This window comes from Protofrankia sp. CiP1_Cm_nod2 (assembly GCF_920664355.1).
GTDB lineage: Bacteria > Actinomycetota > Actinomycetes > Frankiales > Frankiaceae > Protofrankia.
In genome coordinates, this window is sequence record NZ_CAKKTL010000032.1 from 24,872 (window position 1) to 32,482 (window position 7,611).

Annotated in this window: 5 protein-coding genes; 3 read left to right on the top strand and 2 right to left on the bottom strand. The window is 70.9% G+C overall.

From position 1 onward, the window contains the following. Window positions 1-220 precede the first annotated feature (220 nt). Both NBW84_RS05700 and NBW84_RS05705 read left to right on the top strand, forming a co-directional pair. On the top strand, window positions 221-949 hold the full coding sequence (locus NBW84_RS05700) for a phenylalanine--tRNA ligase beta subunit-related protein (protein WP_250282373.1): 729 nt from the start codon (window positions 221-223) through the stop codon (window positions 947-949). A gap of 139 nt (window positions 950-1,088) precedes the next feature. After that, window positions 1,089-1,244 (top strand): hypothetical protein, encoded by a 156-nt coding sequence (locus NBW84_RS05705; protein ID WP_250282374.1) that lies wholly within the window; start codon window positions 1,089-1,091, stop codon window positions 1,242-1,244. 328 nt (window positions 1,245-1,572) lie between these two features. On the opposite strand, the gene treY is transcribed toward NBW84_RS05705, so the two are convergent. Further along, entirely contained in the window at window positions 1,573-4,128 is a 2,556-nt protein-coding gene (treY, locus tag NBW84_RS05710) for a malto-oligosyltrehalose synthase (RefSeq protein ID WP_445548644.1), read from the bottom strand. Continuing rightward, window positions 4,118-6,481 (bottom strand): glycogen debranching protein GlgX, encoded by a 2,364-nt coding sequence (gene glgX, locus NBW84_RS05715; protein WP_250282375.1) that lies wholly within the window; start codon window positions 6,479-6,481, stop codon window positions 4,118-4,120. The genes treY and glgX overlap by 11 nt, the downstream gene beginning before the upstream one ends. A gap of 605 nt (window positions 6,482-7,086) precedes the next feature. On the opposite strand from glgX, the gene NBW84_RS05720 reads away from it, so the two are divergent. After that, a partial coding sequence (locus NBW84_RS05720) for a DUF3145 domain-containing protein (RefSeq protein WP_250282381.1) occupies window positions 7,087-7,611 on the top strand: 525 nt, incomplete at its 3' end.

Genomic DNA, 7,611 nt, shown 5'->3' on the forward strand with positions numbered 1-7,611 from the left:
GACGGCGGCCGCACGCACGGCGTGGTTCGGCGCGACGGCGCCGGTGGCCTGCGTTTGTACGACCGGTCCGCCGGGTTCTCGAAATCGCGTCCTCGCAGGTTGACGAGGTACGTATGCCCAGCTGTCCGGACCCCCCTTCGGGGGTGACTGAACATGCTATTCTGCTGAGGCGGCCGAGGATTCCGGCCATTGGTGATATCGCGTGAAAAGGAGCTCCGGCATGGGTGCTGCGGAGGCCGGTCTGGTCAGTCCCCATATCGGAGAAAGATGCGAGGAAATTACATTCAAGGCGGCTGAGGAAGTTCTGGGCCTGGGGCTGACGGGCGTCTACTTCGTCATGGGGAACCTGCGCAACAGGAAGGATGACGAGCAGTTCGACTCGCTGCTGGCCGGCACTCTCGCCGGTCTTCCGAGCTTTCCGTCCAACGAGGATTTCAAGAGTGATCCGGTCCTTGCCGGATTCCGTGACCTGCACACCGCGGTCGGGCGGTCGAACCGGGAGAACGTCGCGTCGCCGGAGAACCTGCTGCGCCTGATCCGCAGGACCGGGACGCTGCCCAGGATCAATCTTCTCGTCGACATCTACAACCTGGTCTCGCTGCGGACCCGCCTGGCGCTCGGCGCGCACGACCTGGCAGCCGTGGACGGGGACATCCGTCTCACGTCCACAACCGGTGCGGAACGGTTCGTGCCGCTGGGCGCGACGGAGCCCAAGCCGGTCCCCGCCGGCGAGTACGGCTACATCGACGGCGCCGGCGAGATCATCTGTCGGATGGAGACGCGGCAGGTCGAGAAGACCAAGGTGGTGCTCGACACCACCGAGTGTTTCTACATCGTCCAGGGGAACCGGGCCACCGACGCCAGCTACGTCTGGGACGCGGCCAACGAGCTGATCGCGCTCACGAAGGAGTTCTGCGGCGGCGACGAGAGAATTCTTTTCGGGCCCTGACCGGATGGGCGCGGCGGGCCCCGCTGCTGTGCCGGGCCCGTGCCTCATGTCGCCGAGACCCGGCGGACGAACCGGCCGGTCTCCCCGCCGGCCTGCTGGCCCCCGGGCAGGATGCCGGCGAGCCTCCGATCTCACCGACATGATCGTCATGGTCAACAGGGGTACCCATCGCGTGGCTGAGACAAGACCGTTAAGCGTGTCGTCGTGGAAGACCGGCCTCGACGATGCCGCGCTCACCGCCGACGTCATCCTCGAGTGCGCGGCACGCGTGTCCGCGGCCGGCCGCGAGGCATGAGACCACGATGCACAGTGCCCCGCCGGGGCGGCCTCAGCCGACGTCGAGCAGGTCGACGACGAAAATCAGAGTCTCGTTTGAACCCCACCGCCGGCGAGGGCCTCGGCCAGCGCACCTCGGCAGCCCAGCGCACCTCGGCAGCCCAGCGCCCCTTGGCAGCCGCCGTTCTCGCGGAAAGCCCAGGGATGCTGGAAGCCGCGATGTCCCGGTAGCCGTGGTGCCACCGTACCGTCGCCGGCTGGCCACGGTACGCATCAACCGCATGTCCTGGCCCGGACAGCTCCCACCCACCTGGAAGACGAGAATGGCGGCGGGCCCGTCCTGGGTTTCACTGGGTGCGGACGAGGAGGCTGACGGGGAAGTCGCGCAGGAGGCGCAGGACGTAGGCGACGCCGCCGTCGTGGCGGCGGCCGGTGAACAGGTCCGTCCAGCGGCCCTCGGGCAGCGAGAGGGTGGTGTCGCGCCAGCCGCCGCCGCGGCGCAGCCCCAGCACCAGGCGTGGCGCCACGGCTACCACCGAGCCCGAGCGGCTGAAGGCGACCACGTGGTCGGCCGCCGAGCCGGACGCCCACAGCGGACGGTAGGTGGCCTGGGCGCCGAACCACTGCGGGTGTTCCCGGCGCAGCCGTAACGCGCGGGCGACGACGAGCAGTTTCGCCGCCCCGGTGTCGTCGAGCGGCGGGGGCTTGCGGCCACCGGATTCGGGGCCGAGCTCGGTCAGCAGCTTCGCCCGCTCACCGAAGGCGACCGGGCGCCGGTTGTCCGGGTCGACCAGGGAGGCGTCCCACAGCTCCTGGCCCTGGTAGACGTCGGGCACGCCGGGGGAGATGAGCTGGAGCAGCTTCTGGGCCAGGGAGTTCTGGCGCCCGAGCTCCACCAGGGACGCGACGTAGGTCTCCAGCGTCGCGAGGTAGTCCCGGTCGTCGAGGACGGCGTCGATGTAGTTCGTCAGCGCCGACTCGTACCCGGGGTGCGGGGCGGTCCAGGACGTATGGGTCTTTGCCTCGCGGACAGCCTTGAGCATGTACTGCCGGACCCGGTCGGCCGGCAGCGGCCAGGCCCCGACGAGGGTCTGGGCGAGCAGGTAGTTCGTCGGACGGTCCGGCCAGCCGTGTTCGATGTCGGTGTGCCGTTCGCCGAGGGCGAGCAGGCGGCGGGCGATCCCGCCCCAGCCGTCGGGGTCCTCGGTCAGCACGGCGAGCCGGGCGCGGACGTCCTCGGAGCGTTTGGTGTCGTGCGTGGACAGGGTGGTCATCGTCAGCGGCCAGGCCCGCTGGGTGGCGCTGTTGGCCTCGTGGAACTCGTGCACCGCGCTGTGCGGATGCCCGGCGGGGAAGCCGGGGAAGTCGCCGGGGGAGCCGCCGACCTCGTTCAGCGCGATCATCCTGCTGTACCGGTAGAAGGCGGTGTCCTCGACGCCCTTGGCCATGACCGGCCCGGCGGTCTGCTGGAAGCGGACGACGAACTCCGGCGGGCCGGACAGGGCCAGCTCCTCGACGAGGCCGATCTCGCCCGCGCGCAGGGGCAGCGACTCCCGGGCGCGCGCGCAGGCCCGCACGACATGCCCGCGCGCCTCCAGGGTCGCCGCCGAGCCCGGCCGGACGTAGGCGCGGTAGACCGGGAAGGCGGCCAGTACCTCGGCCAGCGCCTCGTGCAGGCCGACGCGGGTGAGGTCCGCGCGCCGCCGCCGGGCCTCGGCCAGGGCGAGGGTGGCCAGCCTGTCCAGTTCGGGGCGCAGGGCGCCGGCGAGCACGTCGAGCTTGGCCCGGCGGCTGATCGTGGCGAAGTCGGCCCGCACATCGGTGATCTCGGCGTAGAGGGTGCTGAACGCCCTGGCCGAGACCGGGTCGATGAACAGCCGGGTGAGCCGGTTCAGCGCGTCGTAGCCGGTGGTGCCGGCGCACACCCAGGTGTCGGGCAGCGCCTCGCCGGGCTCCAGGATCTTCTCGACGACCGTCCACGCGCCCCCGGTGGCCTCGGACAGCCGGCGCAGGTACTCCTCGGGGTCGGCGAGGCCGTCGGGATGGTCGATCCGCAGGCCGTCGATCGCGCCGGCCCGGACCTGGTCGAGGATCAGGCGGTGGGTGGCGGCGAAGACGTCCGGATCCTCCTGGCGCAGGCCGGCGAGGGTGGTGATGTCGAAGAAGCGCCGGTAGTTCAGCTCGGTGCCGGCGACCCGCCAGAAGCACAGCCGGTAGTGCTGGCGTTCGAGGGTGGCGGCCACGTCGTCGGGGTCGGCGGTCCCCTCGGCGACGGGCAGCACGTGGTCGTGGTAGACGATCACCCAGGCGCCGTCCTCGTCGGTCGCCAGCCGGATCTCGCCGCGGGCGAGGCAGGTGCCCAGCGCGTCCCCGAGAACCGGGACCACGATCTTCCCGGGGTTCTCCGGGGAGTCCCAGTCGATGTCGAACCAGGACGCGTACGGCGACTCGGCGCCCTCGCGCAGCACCGACCACCAGGCCGTGTTGGCCGGCTCGGGCGCGGCCACCGCCATGTGGTTGGGCACCAGGTCCACCACCAGGCCGAGCCCGGCCCTGCGGCACGCGGTCACCAGCCGCCGGAACCCGGCCTGCCCACCGAGCTCGGGGCTGATCTGGCCGTGGTCGACCACGTCGTAGCCGTGGGCCGAGCCGTCGACCGCCTCCAGGACGGGCGAGCAGTACAGGTGGGTGACGCCGAGCGTGGCCAGGTAGGGCACTATGACGGCCGCGTCGGTGAAGGAGAACTCCATGCTCAGCTGCAGCCGGTAGGTCGCGGTGGGGACGGCCCGGACGGCCTCGCCACCGGCACCGGGCCCACCGGCACCGGGCCCACCGGCACCGCCGGGCCCAGCCGGGCCACCGGCGGGGGCAGCGCCGGAGCCGCCCCGCGGATCAGTCGGCACAGCGCAGCACGAGCGTCGAACGGGCTTCGGCTTCGATCGGGTTGTTGGCCTTCACGACCTGGCCGGTCAGGGGCGGCCTGGGCCGCGCGTGCCCGCCGCCCCCGCCCGCATCGCCGGCTCCGGCCGCCGCGCCCACCACGGATGCGTCGCGGGCCGCGGATGCGTCGCGGGCCGCGGATGCGTCCCGGGCCGCGGAGGCATCGCGGGCCCCGGAGGCATCGCGGGCCCCGGAGACATGGCCGGTTCCAGGCGGCGTGGTGTCGGCGGCCACGGGCTCGGCCGGGGCGGGCGGGCGGGTGTCGACGACGACCTCCCAGCTGGTACCGAAGCTCTCCGGCGGGATGCGGAAGCCCAGCGGCTCGAAGTGGGCGTTGAAGAACAGCAGGAAGGACTGGTCGACGACCTTCTCACCGCGCTGGTCGGGGTCGGGGATGCCCTGCCCGTTGAGGAACACCCCGAAGGAGCGGGCCGGGGCGAACCCCCAGTCGGCGTCCGACATCTCGGTGCCGTCCGGCCGCAGCCAGACGATGTCCTTGAGGGCCTCGCCGCCGTCGTAGCCGGCGGCGGGAAGGCCCGTCCTGGCGTCCAGGCGGTGGATGGGGTCGCCCCGGAAGAACCGGCGCCGGCGGAACACCGGATGCTCCCGGCGCAGGGCGCAGACGGTCGCGGTGAACTCCACCAGGTCCGCGTTGCGCTCCGCCAGGGACCAGTCCAGCCAGGAGATCTCGTTGTCCTGGCAGTAGCCGTTGTTGTTGCCCTGCTGGGTGCGTCCCATCTCGTCGCCGGCCAGCAGCATGGGGACGCCCTGGGAGAGGAAGAGCGTGGTGAGGAAGTTGCGGACCTGGCTGCCGCGCAGCGCGAGCACCGCGGGGTCGTCGGCCGGCCCTTCCGTGCCGCAGTTCCACGACCGGTTGTCGTCGGTTCCGTCCCGGTTGTCCTCGCCGTTGTTCTCGTTGTGTTTGTTGTTATAGGAGACCAGGTCGTTGAGGGTGAACCCGTCGTGGGCGGTGACAAAGTTGATGGACGCCGACGGCCGGCGCCCATCGGACTCGTAGAGGTCGCTCGAGCCGGTCAGCCGGGAGGCGAACTCGGCGATGCCCTTGTCCTGGCCGCGCCAGAAGTCCCGCACGGTGTCACGGTACTTGCCGTTCCACTCCGTCCACAGCGGGGGGAAGTTGCCGACCTGGTAGCCGCCGGCGCCGAGGTCCCACGGCTCGGCGATCAGCTTGACCTGCGAGACCACCGGATCCTGCTGGACGAGGTCGAAGAAGGACGACAGCCGGTCGACCTCGTAGAACTCCCGGGCCAGGGTCGCGGCCAGGTCGAACCGGAACCCGTCGACGTGCATCTCGGTCACCCAGTAGCGCAGCGAGTCCATGATGAGCTGCAGGACGTGCGGGTTGCGCACCCGCATGCTGTTGCCGGTGCCGGTGTAGTCCATGTAGTAGCGCGGGTCGTCGTCCATCAGGCGGTAGTAGGCGGCGTTGTCGATGCCGCGGAAACACAGCGTCGGGCCCATGTGGTTGCCCTCGGCCGTGTGGTTGTACACGACGTCGAGGATCACCTCGATGCCGGCGTCGTGGAGGTCCTTCACCATCAGCTTGAACTCCTGGACCTGCTGGCCCGCGCGGGTGGTGGCCGCGTACGCGTTGTGCGGGGCCAGGAAGGCCAGCGAGTTGTACCCCCAGTAGTTGCGCAGCCCCCGGCGGACCAGGTGCTCGTCCTGCACGAACTGGTGGACGGGCATGAGCTCCACGGCGGTCACACCGAGTTTGTGGTAATAGTCGATCATCACCGGATGTGCCACGCCGGCATAGGTGCCGCGGTACTCCGGCGGAAGCCCGGGATGGGCGGTCGTCAGGCCGCGCACGTGCGCCTCGTAGATGACCGTCTCGTGGTACGGGGTGCGCGGCGGGCGGTCGCCGTTCCAGTCGAAGAACGGGCTGATGACCACCGACTTCATCACCCGGGGCGCGGAATCCTCGGTGTTCATGCTGTCGGGGTCGCCGAAGTTGTAGCCGAAGACCGACTGGTCCCAGTCGATCTCGCCGTCGACCGCCTTCGCGTAGGGGTCCAGAAGAAGCTTGGACGGATTGCACCGCAGCCCCTTGGCAGGTTCGTGGGGGCCGTGGATCCGATACCCGTATCGCTGGCCGGGGCCGATGCTCGGCAGGAAACCGTGGTAGACGAAGGCGTCGGCTTCCTTCAGCTCGACCCTGGTCTCGGTGTTGCCCTCGTCGAACAGGCACAGCTCGACCTTCTCGGCGACCTCGGAGAAGATCGCGAAATTGGTGCCGGTGCCGTCGTAGGTGGCACCGAGCGGATAGGGGCTGCCCGGCCAGACTTGCAACATACGCACGGAGCCTACGGGGTTGGGGAACCGCCGACGACCGGTGCTGGTGGGGATGGGCACCGACGGCTCGGATGACTTCCCGGCCGGTGGATTCCGGGCCGGGGGATTCCGGTTCGGCCGGCAGGGCGGCGGCCGCGGCCGGGCCGGGCCGGGCCGGCTTGAGTACACCTTCGGGCCGCGCCGTGCGCAACTCGTCGCCCGCGTCGTCGATCACAAACCGTTGATCGCGGCCTCCGCCGTGGACGAGGTTCACGAGGTGGCCGCGCGCTCGGTCCTCCACGCCGGGACCCCGTCTGCCGGCCCGCCCGGCATGGGCCCGGCATGGGCCCGGCGCGGGCCCGGCCGGACACCCCACGGACATCATCCGGACGCCGTTCGGACGCCTCGGCCTGGTTGTCTCGCCGGGCCCTGCCGTGCGGAGGATGAGGGAGCCGCCTGTCACGAATCATCCAGGTATCAAATGATGAATCGGATCTGTCAGACGGGGGTAGGTATGGCAGCCACCGGCGGCTCATGGCACCATCGTTACCGCACGGCGCGGCCGATCGTGAGACGAGATCGCAGGGGAAGGCGTAACTCGTTGACGGAGGTCCTGCGTGGTCGCAATGCCATCAACACGTGATCTTGTTTCGGGTTCGGTGTCCGTCGGCATCCCCGGCATGCTCGCCGTGCTGGCCTGCCCGCCGCCACTGTGTCCGCACCTGGAGTTTGCCGTGTCCGCCGTGCTCTCCTCACCGGTGTCCCTGACCTGGACCGAGCAGCCCAGCTCCCCGGGGTCGTTCCACGCGGCCCTCCAGTGGCGCGCCCCCTGCGGGACGGCCGGCCGGCTGGCGGGGCAGCTGCGCCGTCTCGGCCCGGTCTCCTTCGACGTGGTCGAGGGGCCCTCACCGGGGTGCGACTCGGAGCGCTACTCCCACACCCCCGAACTCGGCCTGCACCGCGCGTCGATCGCCGCGAACGGGGACGTGGTCGTCGGTGAGGCGGCCCTGCGCGCGCTCATCGACCGGGGCGAGGGCCGCGAGACCCTGGCCAGGGGCCTGCACCGCCTGCTCGGCACCGCCTGGGACGACGTCCTGGAGCCGCTGCGTCAGGGCGCCCACGGAGCGCCCGTGACCTGGCTGCGCCGGACC